Below are 20,461 nucleotides of genomic sequence, written 5' to 3'. Positions count from 1 at the left end.
CTCACTGCACCTTGTTGGACGTGGTGGCGGGCGCCTGCGCCACCACCTGCGGCTTGACATCCAGATCAGGCGGCACACCCAGCGTGCGCAGCGCCTGCTCAACGACGACCTTGAACACCGGCGCGGCCACCAGGCCGCCGTAGTACACCCCGTTGCTGGGCTCGTCGATCATCACCGCCACCACCACGCGCGGGTGGTCCACCGGCGAGAAGCCGGCGAACCAGGCGCGGTACTTGTGGCTGGCGTAGCCCTTGCCTTCCTGCTTGGCGGCGGTGCCGGTCTTGCCGCCTGCCGAGTAGCCCAGCGGCTGGGCCAGCGGCGCGGTGCCGTCCTTGCTGACCGTGCCGCGCATCATCTGACGCAGAGTGCGGGCGGTCTCGGGGCGGAAGACGCGTGCGGTGGGCAGGGCCTCACCGCCCTTGACCAGGGTCAGCGGCGCCAGTTCGCCGTCGCGGGCGATCGCGGTGTAGGCGCGGGCGATCTGCAGCAGCGAGGCCGACAGGCCGTAGCCATAGGCCATCGTCGCCTTCTCGACCGGCAGCCAGCTCTTCCAGGGCCGCAGCTTGCCGGTGGCGGTGCCGGGAAAGCCGATCTGCGGCTTCTGGCCGAAGCCCACGCTCTGGTAGAGCTCGCCCATGGTGCGGGTGTCGATGCGCTGGGCCAGCTTGACCGTGCCGACGTTGGACGACTTCTGGATGATCTGCGCCACCGACATCTCGGGGCGGCCGTGGTCGCCATCATTGACGCGCAGCGGGCCGACCATGAAGGGCCGGGTGTCCAGCACGGTCTCGGGGCGCACCAGGCCTTCTTCCAGCGCCCGGCCGATGATGAAGGGCTTGACGGTGGAGCCGGGCTCGAAGACGTCGGTGATCGCGCGGTTGCGCAGCTGGTTGCCGCTGAGGTTGCGGCGGTCACCCGGCACATAGCTGGGGTAGTTGGCCAGCGCCAGGATCTCGCCGGTCTGGGCGTCGAGCACCACCACCGAGCCGGCCTTGGCCTTGTGTTGCTGCACCGCGTCGCGCAGGCGCTGGTAGGCCAGGGCCTGGACCTTGGAGTCGATGGTCAGCGTCACGTCGCGGCCGTCGCGCGGATCGACCGGGTCGCCCAGTTCCTCGACCACCCGGCCCAGCCGGTCCTTGACCACCGCGCGCGAGCCGCCCTGGCCCTTCAACTGGCGCTGCAGAGCCAGCTCGATGCCTTCCTGGCCGTGGTCCTCGATGTCGGTGAAGCCCACCACGTGCGCGGCGGCTTCGCTCTCGGGGTAGCGGCGGATGTAGCCGGGTTCGAACTGCAGGCCCTTGATCTTCAGCGCGCGCACCTGCTGGGCCACGCCGTCGTCCACCTGGCGACGCAGCACCGCATAGGCGCCGCCGTCGGCCAGACGCTGGTCGACCTCCTTGAGCGGCAGCTTGAGCAGCGTGGCCAGCTCCTTCTTCTGCTCGCCGCTGGCCTGGAAGTGCTGCGGGTTGACCGCGATGGTGGGCGCATTGACGCTGATCGCCAGGATGCGGCCCTCGCGGTCGACGATACGGCCCCGGTTGGCCGGCAGCGCCACGGTGGACGCATAGCGCTCCTCGCCCTTCTTCTGGAAGAACTCGGACTGCAGCACCTGGATGTAGAGCGCGCGGCCGACCAGCACCACCGAGCCCGCGCCGAACAGCATCACCAGGAAGCGGCTGCGCCAGGGCGGGGTCTTGGAGGCCAGCAGCGGGCTGCTGGAGTAGTTGACGCCACGCACCGACTGCACGCCGGTGCTGGCCGAGCGCTGGAAGAGTTTCACCGCAGGGCCCCCGAGGCACCGGACGCGCTGCGCGCATCACTGACATAGACGGTGACATCCGGGGCCGCCATGCGCATGCCCAGCTTCTCGCGCGCCACGCGCTCGACGCGCAGGTGGGTCGCCTGGGCCTGGCGCTCGGCGTCCAGGCGCTTTTCATCGGCCAGCAGCTGCTTCTCGTCGTTCTTGGCCTTCTCGATCTCGACGAACAGGCGGCGCGACTCGTAGCTGGTGCGCACCAGGTACAGGCCGCTGGCAACCAGCGCGATCAGCAGCAGCACGGACAGGCGCATCATGCGACGAAGCCCTCCGGCGTGCGCTCGGCCACGCGCAGCACCGCCGAGCGGGCGCGCGGATTGACCGACAGCTCGGCCTGCCCGGCGCGAATGCGGCCCAGCGCCTTCAGGCGCAGCGGCCGCGTGGGCGGCGCAAAGGGTGCGCGGCGATCGACCTCGGCCTTGCTCTCGCGGGCGATGAAGCTCTTGACGATGCGGTCTTCCAGCGAGTGGAAGCTGATCACCGCCAGGCGGCCGCCCTCACGCAGCAGTTCCAGCGCGGCACTCAGTCCCTGCTCGAGCTCTTCAAGCTCGGCGTTGACGAGAATCCGTAGAGCCTGAAATGTGCGCGTTGCAGGGTCCTGGCCCGGCTCGCGGGTCTTGACCGTGCGAGCCACGAGCTCGGCCAGCTCGCCTGTGGTTCGAACAGGCTTCCCGCTCGCCCGGCGAGCAGCAAGCGCCTTTGAAATCGGTACAGCAAACCGTTCTTCCCCATAGTCGCGAATCACCTGTGCTATCTGGCGCTCGTCGGCGCGGGCCAAGAAATCCGCGGCGGACTCGCCACGGGTCGGATCCATGCGCATGTCCAGCGGACCGTCGAAACGGAAGCTGAACCCGCGCTCGGGGTTGTCGATCTGCGGCGACGAGACGCCCAGGTCCAGCATCACGCCGTCCAGCGTGCCGGCGCCGCGCTCGGCCAGCAGCTCGACCATCGCGGTGAAGCTGGCGTGGCGGATCTCGAAGCGCGGGTCGGTGATGGCGTTGGCGCCAGAGGTGGCGGCGGCCACCGCCTCGGGGTCCTTGTCGAAGGCGATCAGGCGACCGGCGGGCGCCAGCTTCGACAGCAGCAGCCGTGAGTGACCACCGCGGCCGAAGGTGCCGTCCACATAGCAGCCCTCGGGCCGCGCGAGCACCGCCTCGACGGTCTCGTGCAGCAGCACGGTGGTGTGGGTGAACGGGGCGTCGCTCACGTCACATCACCATGTTGGCCAGGCCATCGGGCATCGGGCCGGCCAGCGTGGCCTCTTCGTTGGCCAGGTAGCGCTCGCGGTCCCAGATCTCCATGCGCGAGCCCATGCCCACCAGCATCAGGTCCTTGCCCAGGCCGGCCCATTGGCGCAGCTCGGGCGACAGCAGCACGCGCGAGCCGCCGTCGATCTCGACATCCATCGCGCTGCCGATGAACAGGCGCCGCCAGGCCTCGGAGCCCATCGGCAGCGCCATCAGCTTGCCGCGGAACTCCACCCAGGCCGGGCGCGGAAACAGCAGCAGGCAGCGGCTGGGGTGCTTGGTCACGGTCATCTGTCCGGCGCACAGGGCGGCCAGCACATCGCGGAAACGGGCGGGGACGGTGACCCGCCCCTTGCCGTCCAGCGTCAGCGCAGACTCGCCTTGGAACACAAAATCGGACACGAGAACCTACAAAAGTGCACTTTCCCCCACTTTACCCCACCACCCACCCAGGGTCAACGCATCCGAGCAAAAAATTCAATGAAATCAGTCACTTACACGCGATTGCAAAGGCAGCGTCGCGTAAATTTCGCTTCACAAACAAGGACTTGGGAAGGGGTTCGAAAGTGAACCCTCAAGACCCATGGGCATCGAAGCTGGATGGAACACCAGCATTGTCGCCGGGCGCAGGCCGCGGTGGCGGACCGGGTCGAGGCGCGACCACGGGTGCGGGCCGCTGACCACCCGGGCCGCCGGGCGCGCCCGGGGCCAGCGGCTCAGGAGTGCGCCTCCCAGCCCGCCGACGCCGCATGCAGGTGGGCGACAAAGGCCTGCGCCGCGGGCGACAGGCGGCGACCCGCGGGCCACAGCACCGACCACGACGAGGGCACCGGAAAGCGCTGTACCGACGGCAGCGCCAGGCCTTCGCGGGCCGGGTCCGCCGCCAGCGCATGGCGCGACACCACCCCCAGGCCCATGCCGGCCGCCACCGCCTGCTTGATCGCCTCGTTGTCGCCCAGTTCCAGCCGCACGCGCGGCTGCAGGCCCAGCGCGGCCAGGTGGGCATCCACCGCGAGGCGCGTGCCCGACCCGTGCTCGCGCAGGATGAAAGGTTCGCCACGCAGTCGCTGCCAGCGCAGCCGCGGCACGGCAGCCAGCGGGTGGTCCAGTGGCGCGATCAGCACCAGCGGGTTGTCCATCAGCGTCTCGGCCTGGTGGGCGATGTCACGCGGTGGTTGCGACAGCAGGTAGAGGTCATCCAGCTGCTCGCGCAGGCGCTGCACCACGCGGTCGCGGTTCAGCACCTCCAGCGTGATGTCGATGCCGGGGTGGGCCTGGCAGAACGGACCGAGCATGCGCGGCAGGAAGTACTTCGCCGTGCTGGCCATGCACACCCGCAGGCGCCCCTGCTCCAGGCCTTTCATCGCGGCGATGCGCTGCTCCAGCGCCTCCCACTCGTCGACCATGCGCTGGGCCGCTGCGGCCACCTCGTGGCCGGCCGCGGTCAGTCGCACCCGACGACCGGCGGCCTCGTGCAGGGGCAGGCCCAGCGCCTCGGACAACTCGCGCAGCTGCATCGACGCGGTGGGCTGGCTCACATGGCAGTCGCGCGCCGCGGCCGTGATGCTGCCGGTGCGCGACAAGGCCAGCAGCAGGCGCAGTCGTCGGAAACTTGGATCCATAGATGATTTGATATGTCCTGAATCCGGATTATCGATTTTTCAACAAGCCCTTGAAGCCCTAGCATCCCGTCCCCATGAACGCTCTGCTGGACCCTGCCCTGCTGTTTTTCGCCCTCGGCGTCGCCGCGGGCCTGATGAAATCCTCGCTGGAGGTGCCGCCCCAGCTCTCCCGCTTCCTGGCGCTGTACCTGCTGATGGCGCTGGGGCTGAAGGGCGGCTTCGCCCTGGCCCGCTCGGGCATGACGCTGGACATCGCGGCGTCCCTGGCCTGCGCCGTGGTGCTGTCGGTGGTGGTGCCGGCACTGGCCTGGCTGGCCTTGCGTCGCCTGCTGCCGCCCTTTGATGCGCTGGCGGTGGCGGCCACCTATGGCAGCGTGAGCGCGGTGACCTTCATCACCGCGATGCACGTGCTGGAGCAGCAGGGCACGCCGGCCGGTGGCCACATGGCGGCCGCGATGGCGCTGATGGAATCGCCGGCGATCCTGCTGGCGGTGGCCTCTGCCCAGGTGCTGCGCAGCCGGCTCGCAGCGGCGCCTGCTGGCGGCGGCACGCCCACGGTGACGACGGGCAGCGGCACACCGCTGGGCACGGCCGTGCGGGAGGCCTGTACCGACGGCGGCCTGCTGCTGCTGATGGGTTCCCTGCTGGTGGGCCTGGCCACGGGTGATGCCGGCGCGCGCTCGATGACGCTGTTCACCGGCGACCTGTTCAAGGGCCTGCTCGCCTTCTTCCTGCTGGACATGGGCCTGCTGACCGCCCGCCACCTGGGCAGCCTGCGCGGCCTGCCGCCGGCGCTGTGGCTGTACGGCGTGGGCGGCCCGCTGCTGCACGCGACGCTGGCACTGGCCCTGGCCGCGCTGGTGGGTCTGGGCGCCGCCGATGGCGCGGTGCTGATGGTGCTGGCCGCCAGCGCCTCGTACATCGCGGTGCCGGCGGTGCTGCGCCACGCGGTCCCGGAGGCCCGGCCGGCGGTCTACGTCGGCCTGTCGCTGGGCCTGACCTTTCCCTTCAACCTGGTGCTGGGCATTCCGCTGTACACCGCGGCCGCGCGCCAGGTGCTGGGCTGACGACCGCGTGAGCCCCTCAGGGCGATGACGCCCGGGGCAGCACACAGGCCAGCACGCTCTGGGCCGGCACCGTGATGGACCCCTCGGGTCCCGGGGCCGCGCAGCGGGCGCCGCGCTGCAGCACACCGGTGCCGCTGGCCAGCGCGGGGTGCAGGGCCCAGCGTCCTTCGGGCGGCGTGAAGCGCCGCGCCTCGCGGCTGGCATTGACGACCAGCAACAGCGCGCCGAACACCGCGTCTGCACCGCGGCGCCCGTCGATGTGGACAGCCAGCAGCGCGGGCTCGGTGGGCAGCACATGCACGCGTTGCAGCACCTCGTCGGCGCTGCCCAGGCGCAACAGCGGCGTGCTGGCGCGGATGCGCAGCAGGTCGATGAAACCCTCACGCACCAGCGTGATCTCGCGCGCCGTCGGTGCGATGCGGGGGTCGGCCAGGCGCTCGCGCATCGCCGGCCAGTCGGCCTGGTTGTCGCCCGCGGGCGGCAGGCCGGTGCCGAAGAAGTTGCCCCGGCCGGTCCAGTCGATGCGGTTGAACCAGTCGCCCGAGTCGAAGCTGTTGCGGTCCAGGCTCTTGCTGCGCAGCAGCTCGCCCCCGGCGTGGAAGTAGGCCACCCCCTGGCTGAAGGCCACTGTGGCCAGGGCCACCAGCTGGGCGCGCGCACGCACCTCGCGCGGCGTGTCGGGCGGCAGCTTCATCACGCCGTTGTCGAACAGCGTCTGGTTGTCGTGGTTCTCGACGTAGTTGACCACCTCGGTGGGCTGGCTCGCGTAGCCGGCCGGCTGACCGGCGTAGTCGACGGCCTGCGCCTCGCGCACGCTGCCGTCAGGCTGGCGCAGCGGGTACCGGCGCAGGCTGCCGGCGGCGCCGGCGCGCAGCCACAGGGCGGCGCGCTGCAGCTCGGCGTCGTCCGCGCTGCGGTCGGCCAGGCCGAAGGCCCAGCCGGCGCGCTGCAACAGCGCGACGCCGCTGTCGCCGGCACCGCCACCCCGCACGGCGTCACGCAAGCGGTCGTTGAAGCTGCCGATGCCGCTGCCGTTCAGGCTGAGCTGGCTGGCCTGCTCGAAGCGCGTCCCGTGGGCCACCTCGCCGAAGTTCCAGCCTTCGCCGATCAGGGGGATCACACGGTCTGGCAGCTCGCTGCGCAGCCGCTGCTGCAGCCGCTCCATCAGCGCGCGCGGCTGGTGACCCATCAGGTCGAAGCGGAAGCTGTCGATGTGGTGCGCCCGGGCCCACAGCAGCACCGAGTCCACCAGCAGCTTGCCCATCATCCGGTGCTCGGTGGCGGTGTTGTCGCAGCAGGTGCTGCGCTCGACCACGCCGTCGGCGTTCAGGCGGTGGTAGTAGCCCGGCACCACCCGGTCGAGCACCGCGTTGGGGTGCTGGCCAGAGGCCACGGTGTGGTTGTAGACCACATCCATGCCCACCCGCAGACCGGCGCGGTGCAGCGCCATCACCATCTGGCGGAACTCGTGCAGGCGCGACGCACCATCGGCCGCCCGGCGGCTGTAGCTGCCCTCCGGGGCATTGAACAGCACCGGGTCGTAGCCCCAGTTGAAGCAATCGCGCGCTGCGCTGGCGGCCACCGCAGCCTGCTGGGTCGCGTCGGCCGGGCCGCCGTGGGGAGCGGGCGTGACGCAGCCGGCTTCGGGCACGGCGCCATGGTCGAACACCGGCAGCAGGTGCACGTCGGTCAGGCCGGCGCGGGCCAGCGTGCGCAGGTGGTGCATGCCGGTGCTGCGGGCGTGGGTGAAGGCGGTGTAGCGGCCACGGTCGCGCAGCGGCACGCTGGCGTCGCCAACCGAGAAGTCGCGCAGGTGCAGCTCATAGACCGTCATGTCGGTGGCCTGGCGCACGGTGGCCGGTGCACGGTCATGGGACCAGCCCCGGGGGGTGACGGCTGCCTCGTCGAGGCCGCTGACGTACGAGCGGCGCGCGTCGACCCCCGCCGACACCGCATAGGGATCGGCCACCCGCTGGCGCACCAGGCCCGTGCCCGGCACCCACACATCCACCAGGTAGCGGTAGTAGCGGCCGCGGGCATCGCCTGGCAGCGACAGCTGCCAGCTGCCGGTGGCCTCGTCACGTTGCAGCGGATGCTGGCCGACGGCCGGGCCCTGGTCGCTGCGGTACAGGCACAGCGAGACCGCCTGCGCCGTCGGCGCCCACAGGCGCCAGCGGCTCCCGGTGGCGCCCGGATGGGCCCCCAGGTCCTCGAGTGACTCGGCCGCGGCATACAGATCATCCAGCGCCCCGGCGATCTGCAGGCCGGCGGCGGCGAGCACACGGCCGTCGTCGTCCAGCCGGACCACGCGTGCGTCACCTCGCAGCACCGCGGGCAGCGCCGCCACGGCGTCGGCGGGCAGCCGGTGCCAGGCGCCGTCGCCCAGGTAGCGCAGGCGCTGGCTGAGGTCGGCCGGCACCGCGCCGGCGGCGGACAGGCGCCAGCGCTGCACCGCGCCCTGCGGCGCCTGGCCCGGCGGCGTGCGCAGTCCGCCCTGCGGCGCGGCCAGCAACCAGACATCGCCGTCCTCCGGCGCGCCCGCCCAGCGCAGGTGCGAGCGATCGGCCAGCACCGCACGCGCCGGGACCGCCGGCTCGGCCGCCGCGGACAGCACCCGCCACGGGGCCGGGTCGTTGCAGTCGTCGCCGGCCTGGACGGCAGGGGTCCACAGCGCGACATTCAGCGCCCACAGGGCGCGCCAGAGCACAGACGTCATGGCGCCGAATGTACCCAAATTACATTGCTCTTCGCCATCCATGAAACCACTTCCCTTGGCAATTGTCCTGCGATGTGTCAGCATGTCGGGCCATGTATGTAGCTTTACTACACAATCTTCGCGCAGCCGGCCTGGCGCTGTGCTGCACCTGGGCGATGGCTGCCCCGACACCGGCCTTCGACCGCAGCCCGCAGCCGATGCAGGCGTCTGCCAGCGCCCTGCCGGCCGACTGGCAGCATGGCGTGTTCATGGAAATCTTCGTCCGCGCCTACCAGGACAGCGACGGCGACGGCATCGGGGATCTGAAGGGCCTGATCAGCCGCCTGGATGATCTGCAGGCGCTGGGCATCCGCGGCCTGTGGCTGATGCCGATCACCGCCAGCGCCGACCACGACCACGGCTACGCCACCACCGACCACCGCGCGGTGGAGCCGGCCTATGGCACGCTGGCCGATGTCGACACGCTGCTGCGCGAAGCACACCGCCGCGGCATCGGCGTGGTGATGGACTACGTGGTCAACCATGCCTCGTACCAGCACCCCGCGTTCCAGGCGGCGATCAGCGACCCGAAGAGCCCCTGGCGCGACTGGTTCGTCTTCAGCGAAGCTGCTCCCAGCGGCTGGCGCATCTGGGACGCCAACCCCTGGTACTGGCTGCCCAGCCGGCCCTGGGAGCATGGCGATCCGAAGACCCAGCCGCCGGCACCCGCGGGTGCGAAGGACCACTTCTTCGCCACCTTCGGGCCGCACATGCCCGACTTCAACCTGCGCCGCCCCGAGGTCTTCGACTACCACCTCGATTCGCTGCGCTTCTGGCTCAACCGCGGCCTGGACGGCTTCCGGCTGGATGCGGTGCCGCACCTGATCGAGAACGACGCGGTGCGCTGGAACGACCAGCCTGAGAGCCGCGCGCTGACCAAGCGGCTGCAGGACACGATCCTGGCCTACCCGAACCGCTTCGTGGTCTGCGAAGCCACCGCCGAGCCCCAGGCCTACGGCGACCCGGCCGTCTGCGGCGGCGCCTTCGCGTTCGGCTACCAGCACCACTTCGTGCAGGCCGCCAAGGGCGAGGCCGCGTCGGTGGCCGCACTGGCCAGTTACTACCGCAGCGCGTCGCCGCGCATGGCCACCTTCACCAGCAGCCACGACATCTTCGCCGGCCTGCGCCTGTGGGACCAGGTGGGTGGCGACGACGCCCGCTACCGCCTGGCCGCCGCCGGCTACCTGCTGCAGCCCGGCACGCCGTTCGTGTATTACGGCGAGGAAGTGGGACAGGCCAGCCTGCCGAGCCTGCCGGGCGACCGGCCGGTGCGCGGCTCGATGAGCTGGAGCGCCGAGCCAGGCAGCGCCGGGTTCAGCCCCCGGGGCCCGTACAACGGCCGCGCGCCGAACGCCGACACCCACCACCTGGCGGCGCAGCGCGCCGACCCGACGTCGCTGTGGCACTTCTACCGCCAGCTGATCGGCCTGCGCAACGCTCGGGCCAGCCTGGCCCGCGGCGACTTCGCGCACAGCAGCGCCGACGGCCTGGTGCTGGCCTTCCAGCGCCGGCTGGGCAGCGAGCGCACGCTGGTGCTGATCAACTACGGCACCAGCACCTCACAGGCCCGGCCCGAGGGCCTGCCTGAGGGCGTGCGTCCGCGGCTGCTGTGGCGCAGCGCCCCGGGCCCGGCCGATGCCGGCGCCTTCATGCTGGCGCCGCAATCGGTGGCGGTGTTCGCGATCGACGGCTGACCGAGAATGGCGCGATGAGAACCGCGCCCCTGCTCCTCGCTGCCACGCTGTGGCTCACCGCCTGCGCCAGTGCCGACCAGACCAAGCTCAGCGGCGCCGCCGTCACGCCATTGAACGACCTGAACCTGGTCAACGCCCCGATCCCCGAGGCGCTGCAGCAGGCCCAGAAGGCGCCTTACGCGCTGCTCGCCGATGCGCGCTGCGACACCCTGGCCGCCGACATCCGCGCGCTGGACGAGGTGCTGGGCCCCGACCTGGATGCCCCCGCCACCGAGGCCAACCCGGGGCTGATCGAACGCGGTGGCCACCTGGCGGCCGACGCGGTGCAGCGCACGGCCGAGGGCATCGTGCCCTTCCGTGGCTGGGTGCGCAAGCTCACCGGGGCCGAGCGCTACTCGCGCCAGGTGGCCGCCGCGATTGCCGCCGGCACTGTGCGCCGGGCCTTCCTCAAGGGCGTGCGCCGGGCACGCGACTGCGCATGATCGACACCGCTGCCGTGCTGCGCACGCTGGCCGAGCGCGGCGTGGTCCTGCCGCCCGGCCGGGTGCGGGTGGACGGCTACGGCGACTCGCCCGCGTTGTCGCGGGAACTGCTGGCGCTGATCATCAGCGGCCGCAAACGCGCCGGCACCGGCCTGCTGTGGGCGACCCTGCACGACGGCGAGGACCTGCCGCAGGTGGGTGACATCGAGGTGGTGATCGACCACGCCGGGCGCCCGGCCCTGGTCACGCGGCTGACCGAGGTCGACATCCGCCCCTTCGACCAGGTGGACGCACGCTATGCCGCGATCGAGGGCGAGGGCGATGGTTCGCTGGCCTTCTGGCGCCAGGCGCACCAGGCCTTCTTTGCTCGCGAGTGCGCCCGCATCGGCCGCACGCCGGCGCCGGACATGCCGGTGGTGTGCAGCGTGTTCGAGCTGCTGCACGTCCTGCCGGCCTCGCCGGACGACGCGCCCGGCTGAGCCATCGCCCTCAGGCCAGCCAGGCCTTCAGCTGCGCGTACACCGCCGGCGAGGACAGCAGGTCCAGGTGGCCGGTGTCGTGGACGATGGCCAGGTCCTCGGGCGCGAAGTCCAGGCTGCGTGCGGGGTCGGGATCCTGGCCCAGCGCGCTGGCCACCGGCACCAGGCCATCGCCCAGCAGCCGGCCCTTCAGGCTGCCACCCGCCGGCCCCAGGCAGGCCGCGATCGCGCGGCAGTGCACGCCGGGCGGCAGGCCCACGGCCGCTGCGCGCTGCGCGTCGTCCTCGGCCGTCGAGGCGCCAAGGATGCTGCCGCGCCGCAGGTCGTTGATGCCGGCACTGCGCAGCTTGCCGATGCGCGCCAGCGGCGCGGCGTAGGGCGCCGCGCCCAGCAGCACATCGACGCCATGCCCGGCGCGCTCCAGCGGCGCCCCCAGGTGCGGTGTGCCCAGGCAGACCAGGTCGTCGAGCCGGCCGGGCCAGCGCAGGCCGCCGCGCTGCATCAGCGCGGCGTGGTAGATCGCGCTGCGTGCCACCAGTCCGCCCATGCTGTGGCCCAGCAGGGCCAGGCGCTGGACCGGCACCGGCCAGGCATCGAACAGGCGCTCCAGCAGCGGCGCCAGGATGCGCCCGTTGGTGGAGACACTCAGGCCGCTGTTGTAGTGCAGGTAGACCGGCGTGTAGCCCAGTTCACGCGCCAGCGCCTCGCCGTGGTCGTGGCCGTCGCGCTGCCACTGCAGGTCGTTCATGCACAGGCCGTGCAGCAGCACCAGCAGCTTCGGTGTGGCGCCCGGCACGCGAGCGCGCAGCGAGGGCCGGTCCAGCGGCAACGCGCGGCCGCCTTGTCGAAAGGCCATGGCCAGCGCCAGGGGGTTGTCGGTGGCGGCCAGGTGATCGCCCAGCACGCCGTTGAGGGCAGCGACAAAGGCCTCGCGCTCCGGGCGTGGCGCCCGCAGGGGCTGCGGATCGGCCATGGCCAGCGCAAGCCAGCCCAGCAGGTGTTCGGTGCTGCCACCCACCAGGTGGGTCACACCGCGCACCGTCTTGTAGACCAGGCCGGTCAGGCCGCGGGTGCGTTCATCCCCGGGCACGGCACCGCCCAGGCCGGGCAGCCAGGGCGGGCTGGCAATGCGGGCGTGCATCGCTTCGACCAGGCTGGCGAGGCCGACCACCGCATCGGTGGTCAGGCGCGTGGCGCCGCGCAGATCGGCGGCTTGCAGAAGCGGTTGCGTCATGGACCAGTGTGGCACGAAAGAACCCACCGCGCTGCGGCAGGACGTGCTAGACTGGGTCTCTTGTTTTTGGTGGCGGCTCCCAACCGCACCGAGATCACCCGCTGATCTCCATCCCCTGCCAGACTGTCTGATCGCTTCGGCTGTCTCTCTTCTCTGGCTGCCTCCGGCCCGCCGCGAACGACCCCGCGGGCCAGACGCCGGACAGAGCTCGACCGACGCCCGCGCCACCGCTGCGCGCCCCACCCCAGACAGTCAGGACATCGCCGCTTCAGTGACGGCGAGGTCCTCCAAGGAATCCTCATCCAAGCATCTCTACAGGTCGGCAAGTACCTCGTGTCTGCCCTCCCCCGCCCGCTGATCGGCGGCCGCTTCGGCGCTGGCGTGTCCATCCGCAGCGGCAGCGGCAGCATGACGCACGACCGCATCATGCGCTTCATGCCGGTGTTCGACAGCCCCGACCAGGCCTCGCAGTTCGCGATCGACCAGGCCCTGGCCTGGATCGACACCCACGGCCCGCGCCAATGAGCACCGCCGTGACCCGCCTCGACCCCAGTGCCTGCACCGGCCTGGGCCCGACCCCCACCGTATTCAGCCTCCATGTCCGGAGGCTGCTGACCCGCACTGGCGAAAGCTGGGGCATCTTTTCAACGCATCCAGCAAGGATAGACATCATGACGACTGAAACCGGCACCGTGAAGTGGTTCAACGAAGGCAAGGGCTTTGGCTTCATCGCCCCCGACAGCGGCGGCAAGGACCTGTTCGCCCACTTCAAGGAAATCCAGGGCAGCGGCTTCAAGACGCTGACCGAGAACCAGCGCGTGGAGTTCGAGGTGACCCAGGGCCAGAAGGGCCCGCAGGCCTCGCGCATCCGCTCGATCGGGTGACATTCCCCCCGGGGCCGTGAAGCGCCAGCCACCGCTGGCAGTTCACCCCGCCCCAGGCACCGAGAGCGCGGCCCAGCCGCGCTTTTTTCTTGGCCCTGGCCGTTGCCAGAGGCCTGCGGAGGGACCGGCGATGAAGAACCTGCAAGAGGCGACCGAGCGCATCTGCGAACTCAAGGGCAGCCAGGTGGCCCTGGACGCCCTGGTGCCGGCCCTGATCGACGCCTTGCCGCCCACGCTGCGCGCCCGGCTGCGGGACTCCTTCGACAGCCACGCCGAGGTGGCCCGCACCGTGATGCTGCATGCCGACATCTCCGAGCTGGTGCTGTCGACCTTCGAGCGCGACGTGGCCCGCATCGCCGCGCGGCTGCGCGCCGCCCCGGCCGAGTCGGCCAGCGCGCCACCGGCCGGACCGGCCGAGACCCTGCTGCTCACCACCACCCAGATCACCACCTATGTCGGCTACCAGGTGCTGACCAGCGCCAGCGGGTTCTTCTTCCGGCGCGACGGCCGACTGTTCCTGGTCAGCAACCGGCATGTGTTCTCCGAGGAGGCCAGCGGCCACCAGCCCGACCGCCTCGAGGTGCTGCTGCACACCGACGCGCGCGACCTGAGCCGCTGCACGGTGCTGAGCCTGCCGCTGTACCGCAACCGCCTGAGCCAGTGGCGCGACGCCACCGACAGCGGCGGACCGGTGGACGTGGCGGTGATCGAGATCGAGACCGGCCTGCTGCCCGCCAACGCGGTGCTGCAGGCCTTCGACCGCAGCCACCTGGATCCGCTGGACGAGGACATCGCCATCGGCGATGCCCTGACCATCGTCGGCTACCCGCTGGGCTTCCACGACACGGTGCACCACCTGGCCGTGGCGCGCAACGCCTCGGTGGCCTCGGCCTACGGCATCCGCTTCCAGCGCCAGGGCTGTTTCCTCACCGATGCGCGCACCCACCGCGGCAGCAGCGGCGCGCCGGTGCTGCGGCGCCGGCGCCTGAGCGGCCCGGGCGACGCTGGCCTGCCCTGGCAACTGGTGGGCGTGCACTCGACCCGCATGGACATGAGTTCGCGCGATCGCCTGCAGGACGAAACGCTGGGCCTGAACCTGGCGTGGTATGCCGATGTGCTGAACACGCTGACCGCGGCCTGAGGCGCCGCTCTCAGCAGCGCATCCAGCCCAGCCCATCACGGGTGCCGCCGGGTACTGCACCGCGCTGCGGCCGGTACTCGCAACCCACCCAGCCCTGCCAGCCGCTGGCCAACGCGACCTCGTCGATGACATCGAACAGGTACGGGTGGTGCAACTCGCCCAGGTCCGGCTCGTGGCGCATCGGCACACCCGCAATCTGGAAGTGGCCGACGCGCCCGGTGGGCAGGTACTGCCGGATCTTCATCGCTACGTCGCCTTCGACGATCTGGCAGTGGTAGAGGTCGAACTGCACCTTCAGGTTGGGTGCGCCGACAGCCTGCACGGTGCGGTGCGCCTCGTCCTGCCGATTGAGAAAGAAGCCGGGGATGTCGCGCGGGTTGATCGGCTCGATCAGCACCTCGCGTCCGACGGACTGCGCCTGCGCTGCCGCCCAGGCCAGATTGGCCTCGTAGGTGGCCTGCAGCGCCGCGCGCTCCGCACCGGCCGGGGCCAGGCCGGCCATCACGTGGATGCGCGGACAGTCCAGCTCCTCGGCATAGACCAGCGCCTGCGCAAAGCCGGCGCGGAACTCGGACTCGCGCCCGGGCAGGCAGGCCAGTCCGCGCTCGCCAGCCTCCCAGTCGCCCGGCGGCGCGTTGAACAGCACCTGCTGCAGGCCATGGTCGCGCAGCCGTGCCGCGATCTCCTGGGCCGGGAAGGCGTAGGGAAACAGGTACTCAACGCCCAGGAATCCATCGGCCGCGGCGGCGGCGAAACGGTCCAGAAAGGCATGCTCGTTGTAGAGCATCGTGAGGTTCGCTGCGAATCGGGGCATGGGCGTCCTGTCGGGCAAGTGAAGGGTTCACCAGGCGGCGCCGAACTGCTGGCGCAACTCGTCGATCTGGTCTGGGGTCAGCGGTGCGGCGCCGGTCAGCAGCCAAAGCCTGGCGGTTTCCTCCAGCTCTTCCAGCACAGCGCTGGCCTCGGCCGGACTGCCGTGCCACACGGTGGGGCCCAGTCGCTCCAGCATGACGGCCCGAATCGGTATGCCGGCAGCCTGCATCCGCGTCATGCGCTGCGCCACCAACTCACCCACCACGGGGTCGCCCGGGCGGTGGTAGGGAATCATCGGCACATGACCGACCTTCATCACGAAGTAGGGCGTGATCGGCGGCAACAGATCGTCAGAGGTCGGTGTGTCAGCACCCCAGCGCGGCGCCAGCGACAGCGCGACCAGGTGGGTGGAATGGGTGTGGATCACGCAACCTGCCTGCGGGTCGGCGCCATAGATCCGGCGGTGCAGGGTCAGGGTCTTGGAGGCGCGGTCGCCCGCTGTCTGAACACCCTCTGCATTGACATGGGCCAGGCGCGCGGGATCCAGCGTGCCAAGGCAGGCGTCGGTCGGTGTGATCAGGTAGCCACCGTCCGGCAGGCGCACGCTGATGTTGCCCGCCGTCGCGTGTAAATACCCGCGCGCGAACAGCGACTCGCCCACCCGGCAGATCTCGTCACGCAGTGCTGATTCGGTCATGGCTGCGATGCCAGTTGTGCGAAGGCCTTGGTGAAGAAGTCGGGACTGCCGAAGTTGCCTGACTTCAGCGCCATGTGCACCGGCTCGCCCGGGCACAGCGGCGTGTCCGCCGCTGTCCACGGGACGCCAGGGTCGATTTGCAGGCCGATCGTCATGCGCTGCACGCCCAGCGCCTGCACCACGGCGCCGGAGGTCTCGCCGCCAGCCACCAGCAGCTGGCGCACGCCGCGCTGCACCAGCCCGGCGGCGATGCGTGACAGCGCGTGCTCCACCATCTCACCAGCCCGGGCCACGCCCAAGCGCTCCTGCACCGCCCGGACTGCAGTCGGCTCGGCCGTGGCGTAAACGAGCACCGGGCCGGAAGCCAGCAGCGGCTCGGCCCAGGCCAGCGCCTGGGCGACTACATCCTCGCCCGCCGCCATCGCCAGCGGGTCGATGCCCAGGCTGGGGCGACCGCTGCGCCTGAACGCCAGCACCTGGGCGTTGGTGGCCACCGAGCAACTGCCCGAGACCACGGCCTGCCAACCCCGTGCCGGGGGCAAAGCGTCGGCCGGTGATGCGGCGGTCCGGCCTTGCAGCTGCGGCCAGTTCTGCGGCAGGCCAATGGCAATGCCGGAGCCGGCGGTGACCAGGGGCATGCCCGCCAGCGCCTGGCCGATCTGCATCAGATCCTGATGGCTGATGGCGTCAACCACCGCCACGCCCGCACCCTCGGCCTGCAGGCGGGTGAAACGATCACGGATCGCCTGCGGACCGGCGACCACGACGTCGTGGGCCACCAGTCCTACCTGGCGGCGGGTCTGCGACTGCATCACGCGCACCAGGTTGGCGTCGGTCATCGGGGTGAGCGGATGGTGGCGCATGCCGCTGTCGGACAGCAGCGCGTCACCCACGAAGAGGTGGCCCTTGAACACCGTGCGCTGATTCTCCGGAAAGGCGGGGCAGGCGATCGTGAAGCCCCGACCCGCGCCGTGCAGCGCGTCCATCAGCGCCTCGGTGACCGGACCGATGTTGCCCTCGGCGGTGGAGTCGAAGGTGGAGCAGTACTTGAAGTAGATCTGCTGCACGCCCTGCGCCTGCAGCCAGCGCAGCGCCGCCAGCGACTGCGCCACCGCGTCAGCGGCCGGCACGGTGCGCGACTTGAGCGCCACGACCAGGGCGTCGGCCTGCAGCTGCACATCGCCTTGCGGCACGCCGATGGTCTGCACGCAGCGCATGCCGGCGCGAACCAGGTTGTTGGCCAGGTCGGTGGCCCCGGTGAAGTCGTCGGCGATGCAGCCGAGCAAGGGGAGGCTCATGGGTGTCTCTCAGTTCAGGGCCACTGGACGGCGGATCGGTTCTCGCGCACGTACTGGGCCAGAAGTTCGTCCACGCTGGCGTCGGGCGACAGACCCAGCGCGTGGGCGCGGGCGGTGTCGAAGCGGCTGGGCCAGGCGCTGACGATCGCGCCGATGCGCGCGTCAGGCACCCAGTCCAGCAGCGCCAACGCCGCCGGGCCGGCCAGGCGGCCCAGGGCCCCGGCGATCTCACCAACGGTGGTGCTCAGTGCCGGCAGGTTCAGGGCGGTGCGGGGACCCCAGTCCCGGTGCGAGCAGGTCAGTGCGGCCAGCAGGCCGGCGATGGTGTTGCCAGGCGAGGCCAGGGCCACCGCGGTGTGCGGAGGCACCGGAACGCTCGCGCGCAAACCAGCCAGGGGCTCGCGCACCATGCCACTTAGGAAACCCGAGGCGGCGCCATTGGGCCGCCCCGGGCGGATCGCCACCGTCATCAGCCGAAGCGTGCGCGCCCGGACCAGCCCGCGCCGGCCGTAGTCGGCGACCAACTGCTCGCCGATGAACTTCTGGACGCCGTAGCTGCCCTGCGGCACGGGCAGGGTGTCGTCGCGGATCAGCGCGGGCAGCGGCTGACCGGGCTCGCCGCCGAACACCGCCACCGAGCTGGCATAGACGAACAGCGGCGCATGGCCCGCCGCCCGCGCCGCCTGCAGCAGTGCGCGGGTGGTGTCGATGTTGCTGCGCAGACCCAGGTCCAGATCGCGCTCGCAGTCGCCGCTGACCGCCGCGGCCAGATGCACCACCGCATCCTTGCCGCGCAAGCTCAGCGTGCCGCTGTCCAGCAGGTCCAGCAGATCACCGCTCAGCACCCGCACCCGTGGGTCCTCGCACAGGTCCGCCGGCGGCGGCACCTGGTCGGTCAACCACAGCTCGGTCAGGCCGCACGGCTCGTCACCTCCCCAGGCCAGCTGGGGCGACGCCAGCAGCTCGCGCGCCAGCCTCGCCCCCAGAAAGCCGGCGCCACCGGTGATCAGCAGACGCATCTCAGGCTCCGGCCGCGCCGGGTGGCAGCGTGATGCCCGGGAAGATCTTGATCACCGCGGCATCGTCCTCGCGGGCGTAGCCCGCCGTTGAGGCCTGCATGAACATCTGGTGCGCGGTGGCAGACAGCGGCAGCGGAAACTTGGTGGCGCGTGCCGTGTCAAGCACCAGGCCCAGGTCCTTGACGAAGATGTCCACGGCGGAGAGCGGCGTGTAGTCGCCAGCCAGCACATGGGCCATGCGGTTCTCGAACATCCAGCTGTTGCCCGCGCTGTGGGTGATGACGTCGTAGAGGTCTTCGGCCTTCACGCCCTCTCGCAGGCCCAGGGCCATGGCTTCAGCGGCCGCGGCGATGTGCACGCCCGCCAGCAGCTGGTTGATGATCTTGACCTTGCTGCCGTTGCCTGCACGCTCGCCCAGCCGGTAGACCTTGGCCGCCATCGCCTCCAGAGCGCCGCCGGCCTTGGCGTAGGCCGCTGGCGTGCCGGCCGTCATCATCGTCATCTCGCCCGAAGCGGCCTTGGCCGCGCCGCCGGAGATCGGCGCGTCCAGGTACAGCACACCCTGCGCGGCCAGGCGTGCCTCGAGCTGCACCGACCAGTTCGGGTCGACGGTCGAGCACATGATGAACAGGCTGCCTGGCTTCATGTTCACGGCGGCGCCGCCGTCACCGAACAGCACGGCCTCCGTCTGCGCGGCATTGACCACCACACTGACGATCACCTCGCACTGCGCCGCCAGTTCGGCCGGGCTGCCACAGGCCACGCCGCCCTCGGCGGCAAACGCCTGGGCGGCCTCCGCGCGGACATCGCAGACATGCACCCTCCAGCCTGCGCGCCGCAGGGAGGCGGCCATGCCGCGGCCCATGGCGCCCAGGCCGATCACACCGATGCTCTTATCACTCATGGGGTTCGGTCGTTCTTGGTTCATTGGAAGCCCAGCGCGTGCGGCGCCCAGGTGCTCAGGCCCGGCCAAAAGGTCAGCAGCGCCAGGATCACCGCATGCGCCACCAGGAAGGGCTTGAGCTCGCGGGTCAGCGCAGCAAGGGGTACCTTGGACACATTGGAGGTGACGAACAGCAGCCCCCCCACGGGTGGCGTGATCATCCCCAGCGTGAGGTTGAAGATCACCACCATCGCGAAGTGGATCGGGTCGATGCCCAACTTGGCGGCCACCGGCGCCAGGATGGGCACCAGCACCATCACACCAGGCAGCGGCTCGATGAAGATGCCGAAGATCAGCAGGAAGATGTTCACCGCGATCAGGAAGCCCATCGCGCTGAGCTGCTGAGCCGCCATCCATTCGGCCAGCGTCAGCGGCAGACCGTCGACAGTCAACACCCAGGCGAAGGCGTTGGACATGCCGATGATGATCAGCACCGACGCTGTCAGCAACGAGGAGCGCGACAGGATGTCGGGCAGCGCCTCCCAGCGCAGCGTGCGGTAGATCCACTTGCCACACACCAGCGCGTAGAACACCGCCACCACCGAAGCCTCGGTGGGGGTGAACCAGCCCGCCCGCATGCCGCCCAGGATGATCACCGGCAGCATCAGTGCAGGCAGCGCGCGCCAGGTGGTCTGCAGCTTGTCCTGCCAGGTGGCGACATCCTCGTCGCCACGGTAGTTGCGCTGGGTGGAGACGCGCCAGTTGACGGCCGCCATGCCGGCGGCGATCAGCAGCCCGGGAATGAAGCCCGCGACGAACAGTGCACCCACCGACACGCGCTCGTCCTGCAGCGCGTAGATGATCATGATGATCGACGGTGGAATGATGGGCCCGACGATCGCGGTGGCGGCGGTCAGCGCGGCGGCGTAGGCGCGGTCGTAACCGGCCTTGTCCATCATGCGGATCATCATCGAGCCCGGACCGGCCGCATCGGCCAGCGCCGAGCCCGAAATGCCCGAGAAGAAAGTCAGCGAGACCACATTGGTATAGCCCAGCCCGCCTCGGCGGTGGCCGACGAACTGCGCGGCGAATTTCAGCAGCACCTCTGTCAGCGAGCCACCGCTCATCAGCTCGGCCGCCAGGATGAAGAAGGGCACTGCCATCAGCGGGAAGCTGTCGACGCCCTCGTAGGTCTGCTTCAGCATCGCGATCAGCGGGAAGTCGCTGCCCAGCATCACGGCGCACAGGGTGGACACCCCCAGCGCGAAGGCCACGGGCATGCCGATCGCCAGCAGTCCGCAGGCGCTCAGCAACAGGATCAGGCTCATGC

The 20,461-nt window shown here is 70.7% G+C and carries 20 protein-coding genes; 7 read left to right on the top strand and 13 right to left on the bottom strand.

Annotated features, from left to right (window positions below; genetic code table 11):
• Position 1: 1 nt before the first annotated feature.
• The 5 genes from KAK07_RS00260 to KAK07_RS00240 form a co-directional block, all read right to left on the bottom strand.
• Positions 2-1,780 (bottom strand): peptidoglycan D,D-transpeptidase FtsI family protein, encoded by a 1,779-nt coding sequence (locus KAK07_RS00260; RefSeq protein ID WP_310738617.1) that lies wholly within the window; start codon positions 1,778-1,780, stop codon positions 2-4.
• A complete protein-coding gene (ftsL, locus tag KAK07_RS00255; protein ID WP_210854808.1) occupies positions 1,777-2,073 on the bottom strand; it encodes a cell division protein FtsL in 297 nt (98 codons plus the stop codon). The genes KAK07_RS00260 and ftsL overlap by 4 nt, the downstream gene beginning before the upstream one ends.
• Positions 2,070-3,023, bottom strand: coding sequence for a 16S rRNA (cytosine(1402)-N(4))-methyltransferase RsmH (gene rsmH / locus KAK07_RS00250; protein WP_210854810.1), 954 nt, complete (start codon positions 3,021-3,023; stop codon positions 2,070-2,072). Before rsmH ends, ftsL begins: the two co-directional genes overlap by 4 nt.
• 1 nt (position 3,024) lies before the next feature.
• A complete protein-coding gene (locus KAK07_RS00245; RefSeq protein ID WP_210854961.1) occupies positions 3,025-3,453 on the bottom strand; it encodes a division/cell wall cluster transcriptional repressor MraZ in 429 nt (142 codons plus the stop codon).
• Positions 3,454-3,779: 326 nt separating this feature from the next.
• The gene (locus tag KAK07_RS00240) at positions 3,780-4,685 is read right to left on the bottom strand and encodes a LysR family transcriptional regulator (RefSeq protein ID WP_210854811.1); all 906 of its coding nucleotides are present in this window, start codon (positions 4,683-4,685) and stop codon (positions 3,780-3,782) included.
• Positions 4,686-4,759: 74 nt separating this feature from the next.
• On the opposite strand from KAK07_RS00240, the gene KAK07_RS00235 reads away from it, so the two are divergent.
• Complete coding sequence (locus KAK07_RS00235; RefSeq protein WP_210854813.1) at positions 4,760-5,752, top strand: sodium-dependent bicarbonate transport family permease; 993 nt, start codon at positions 4,760-4,762, stop codon at positions 5,750-5,752.
• A 16-nt stretch (positions 5,753-5,768) separates the two neighbouring features.
• Here KAK07_RS00235 and KAK07_RS00230 read toward each other — a convergent pair whose 3' ends face one another.
• A complete protein-coding gene (locus tag KAK07_RS00230) occupies positions 5,769-8,468 on the bottom strand; it encodes an alpha-1,6-glucosidase domain-containing protein (protein ID WP_247664192.1) in 2,700 nt (899 codons plus the stop codon).
• A gap of 155 nt (positions 8,469-8,623) precedes the next feature.
• On the opposite strand from KAK07_RS00230, the gene KAK07_RS00225 reads away from it, so the two are divergent.
• Genes KAK07_RS00225 through KAK07_RS00215 form a run of 3 tightly spaced genes read left to right on the top strand, consistent with a single transcriptional unit; the run spans position 8,624 to position 11,162 of the window.
• The gene (locus KAK07_RS00225) at positions 8,624-10,201 is read left to right on the top strand and encodes an alpha-amylase family glycosyl hydrolase (protein WP_210858312.1); all 1,578 of its coding nucleotides are present in this window, start codon (positions 8,624-8,626) and stop codon (positions 10,199-10,201) included.
• A gap of 14 nt (positions 10,202-10,215) precedes the next feature.
• Positions 10,216-10,683: a hypothetical protein gene (locus tag KAK07_RS00220; protein WP_210854819.1), complete on the top strand. Its 468-nt coding sequence runs from the start codon at positions 10,216-10,218 to the stop codon at positions 10,681-10,683.
• Positions 10,680-11,162 carry an ASCH domain-containing protein gene (locus KAK07_RS00215; protein ID WP_210854822.1) on the top strand — a complete coding sequence of 161 codons (483 nt, stop codon included), beginning with the start codon at positions 10,680-10,682 and terminating at the stop codon, positions 11,160-11,162. Before KAK07_RS00220 ends, KAK07_RS00215 begins: the two co-directional genes overlap by 4 nt.
• Positions 11,163-11,172: 10 nt before the next feature.
• On the opposite strand, the gene KAK07_RS00210 is transcribed toward KAK07_RS00215, so the two are convergent.
• On the bottom strand, positions 11,173-12,396 hold the full coding sequence (locus KAK07_RS00210) for an esterase/lipase family protein (protein WP_210858310.1): 1,224 nt from the start codon (positions 12,394-12,396) through the stop codon (positions 11,173-11,175).
• A 333-nt stretch (positions 12,397-12,729) separates the two neighbouring features.
• Between KAK07_RS00210 and KAK07_RS00205 the strand changes: the two genes are divergently transcribed.
• The 3 genes from KAK07_RS00205 to KAK07_RS00195 all read left to right on the top strand — a co-directional run bounded on the left by KAK07_RS00205 (position 12,730) and on the right by KAK07_RS00195 (position 14,421).
• Entirely contained in the window at positions 12,730-12,921 is a 192-nt protein-coding gene (locus tag KAK07_RS00205; protein ID WP_247664221.1) for a hypothetical protein, read from the top strand.
• Positions 12,922-13,067: 146 nt separating this feature from the next.
• A complete protein-coding gene (cspE, locus tag KAK07_RS00200) occupies positions 13,068-13,280 on the top strand; it encodes a transcription antiterminator/RNA stability regulator CspE (RefSeq protein ID WP_210854828.1) in 213 nt (70 codons plus the stop codon).
• A gap of 130 nt (positions 13,281-13,410) precedes the next feature.
• Positions 13,411-14,421, top strand: coding sequence for a trypsin-like serine peptidase (locus KAK07_RS00195; RefSeq protein WP_210854830.1), 1,011 nt, complete (start codon positions 13,411-13,413; stop codon positions 14,419-14,421).
• A 10-nt stretch (positions 14,422-14,431) separates the two neighbouring features.
• On the opposite strand, the gene otnI is transcribed toward KAK07_RS00195, so the two are convergent.
• Genes otnI through KAK07_RS00165 form a run of 6 tightly spaced genes read right to left on the bottom strand, consistent with a single transcriptional unit; the run spans position 14,432 to position 20,459 of the window.
• Complete coding sequence (gene otnI / locus KAK07_RS00190) at positions 14,432-15,235, bottom strand: 2-oxo-tetronate isomerase (protein ID WP_210854833.1); 804 nt, start codon at positions 15,233-15,235, stop codon at positions 14,432-14,434.
• Positions 15,236-15,262: 27 nt separating this feature from the next.
• Positions 15,263-15,931: a class II aldolase/adducin family protein gene (locus KAK07_RS00185; protein WP_210858308.1), complete on the bottom strand. Its 669-nt coding sequence runs from the start codon at positions 15,929-15,931 to the stop codon at positions 15,263-15,265.
• Entirely contained in the window at positions 15,928-17,229 is a 1,302-nt protein-coding gene (gene otnK, locus KAK07_RS00180; protein WP_210858306.1) for a 3-oxo-tetronate kinase, read from the bottom strand. Before otnK ends, KAK07_RS00185 begins: the two co-directional genes overlap by 4 nt.
• A gap of 14 nt (positions 17,230-17,243) precedes the next feature.
• On the bottom strand, positions 17,244-18,248 hold the full coding sequence (gene denD, locus KAK07_RS00175; protein ID WP_210854840.1) for a D-erythronate dehydrogenase: 1,005 nt from the start codon (positions 18,246-18,248) through the stop codon (positions 17,244-17,246).
• A gap of 1 nt (position 18,249) precedes the next feature.
• A complete protein-coding gene (gene ltnD / locus KAK07_RS00170; RefSeq protein WP_256441010.1) occupies positions 18,250-19,176 on the bottom strand; it encodes an L-threonate dehydrogenase in 927 nt (308 codons plus the stop codon).
• Positions 19,173-20,459: a TRAP transporter large permease gene (locus KAK07_RS00165; RefSeq protein WP_210854847.1), complete on the bottom strand. Its 1,287-nt coding sequence runs from the start codon at positions 20,457-20,459 to the stop codon at positions 19,173-19,175. Before KAK07_RS00165 ends, ltnD begins: the two co-directional genes overlap by 4 nt.
• Between the last annotated feature and the right edge of the window lie 2 nt (positions 20,460-20,461).

The organism is Ideonella alba (genome assembly GCF_018069875.1).
GTDB classification, from domain to species: Bacteria; Pseudomonadota; Gammaproteobacteria; order Burkholderiales; family Burkholderiaceae_C; genus Ideonella; species Ideonella alba.
Note: the sequence above shows the minus strand (reverse complement) of the source record. Positions and strands in the feature narration are given on the sequence as shown.

What these genes read in the sequence shown, in the direction of transcription:
- ftsL (WP_210854808.1), bottom strand. Translation starts at nt 2,073, where the DNA reads ATGATGCGCCTGTCCGTGCTGCTGCTGATCGCGCTGGTTGCCAGCGGC.
- KAK07_RS00240 (WP_210854811.1), bottom strand. Translation starts at nt 4,685, where the DNA reads ATGGATCCAAGTTTCCGACGACTGCGCCTGCTGCTGGCCTTGTCGCGC.
- KAK07_RS00235 (WP_210854813.1), top strand. Translation starts at nt 4,760, where the DNA reads ATGAACGCTCTGCTGGACCCTGCCCTGCTGTTTTTCGCCCTCGGCGTC.
- KAK07_RS00230 (WP_247664192.1), bottom strand. Translation starts at nt 8,468, where the DNA reads ATGACGTCTGTGCTCTGGCGCGCCCTGTGGGCGCTGAATGTCGCGCTG.
- KAK07_RS00225 (WP_210858312.1), top strand. Translation starts at nt 8,624, where the DNA reads ATGGCTGCCCCGACACCGGCCTTCGACCGCAGCCCGCAGCCGATGCAG.
- KAK07_RS00220 (WP_210854819.1), top strand. Translation starts at nt 10,216, where the DNA reads ATGAGAACCGCGCCCCTGCTCCTCGCTGCCACGCTGTGGCTCACCGCC.
- KAK07_RS00215 (WP_210854822.1), top strand. Translation starts at nt 10,680, where the DNA reads ATGATCGACACCGCTGCCGTGCTGCGCACGCTGGCCGAGCGCGGCGTG.
- KAK07_RS00210 (WP_210858310.1), bottom strand. Translation starts at nt 12,396, where the DNA reads ATGACGCAACCGCTTCTGCAAGCCGCCGATCTGCGCGGCGCCACGCGC.
- cspE (WP_210854828.1), top strand. Translation starts at nt 13,068, where the DNA reads ATGACGACTGAAACCGGCACCGTGAAGTGGTTCAACGAAGGCAAGGGC.
- KAK07_RS00195 (WP_210854830.1), top strand. Translation starts at nt 13,411, where the DNA reads ATGAAGAACCTGCAAGAGGCGACCGAGCGCATCTGCGAACTCAAGGGC.
- otnI (WP_210854833.1), bottom strand. Translation starts at nt 15,235, where the DNA reads ATGCCCCGATTCGCAGCGAACCTCACGATGCTCTACAACGAGCATGCC.
- KAK07_RS00185 (WP_210858308.1), bottom strand. Translation starts at nt 15,931, where the DNA reads ATGACCGAATCAGCACTGCGTGACGAGATCTGCCGGGTGGGCGAGTCG.
- otnK (WP_210858306.1), bottom strand. Translation starts at nt 17,229, where the DNA reads ATGAGCCTCCCCTTGCTCGGCTGCATCGCCGACGACTTCACCGGGGCC.
- denD (WP_210854840.1), bottom strand. Translation starts at nt 18,248, where the DNA reads ATGCGTCTGCTGATCACCGGTGGCGCCGGCTTTCTGGGGGCGAGGCTG.
- ltnD (WP_256441010.1), bottom strand. Translation starts at nt 19,176, where the DNA reads ATGAACCAAGAACGACCGAACCCCATGAGTGATAAGAGCATCGGTGTG.
- KAK07_RS00165 (WP_210854847.1), bottom strand. Translation starts at nt 20,459, where the DNA reads ATGAGCCTGATCCTGTTGCTGAGCGCCTGCGGACTGCTGGCGATCGGC.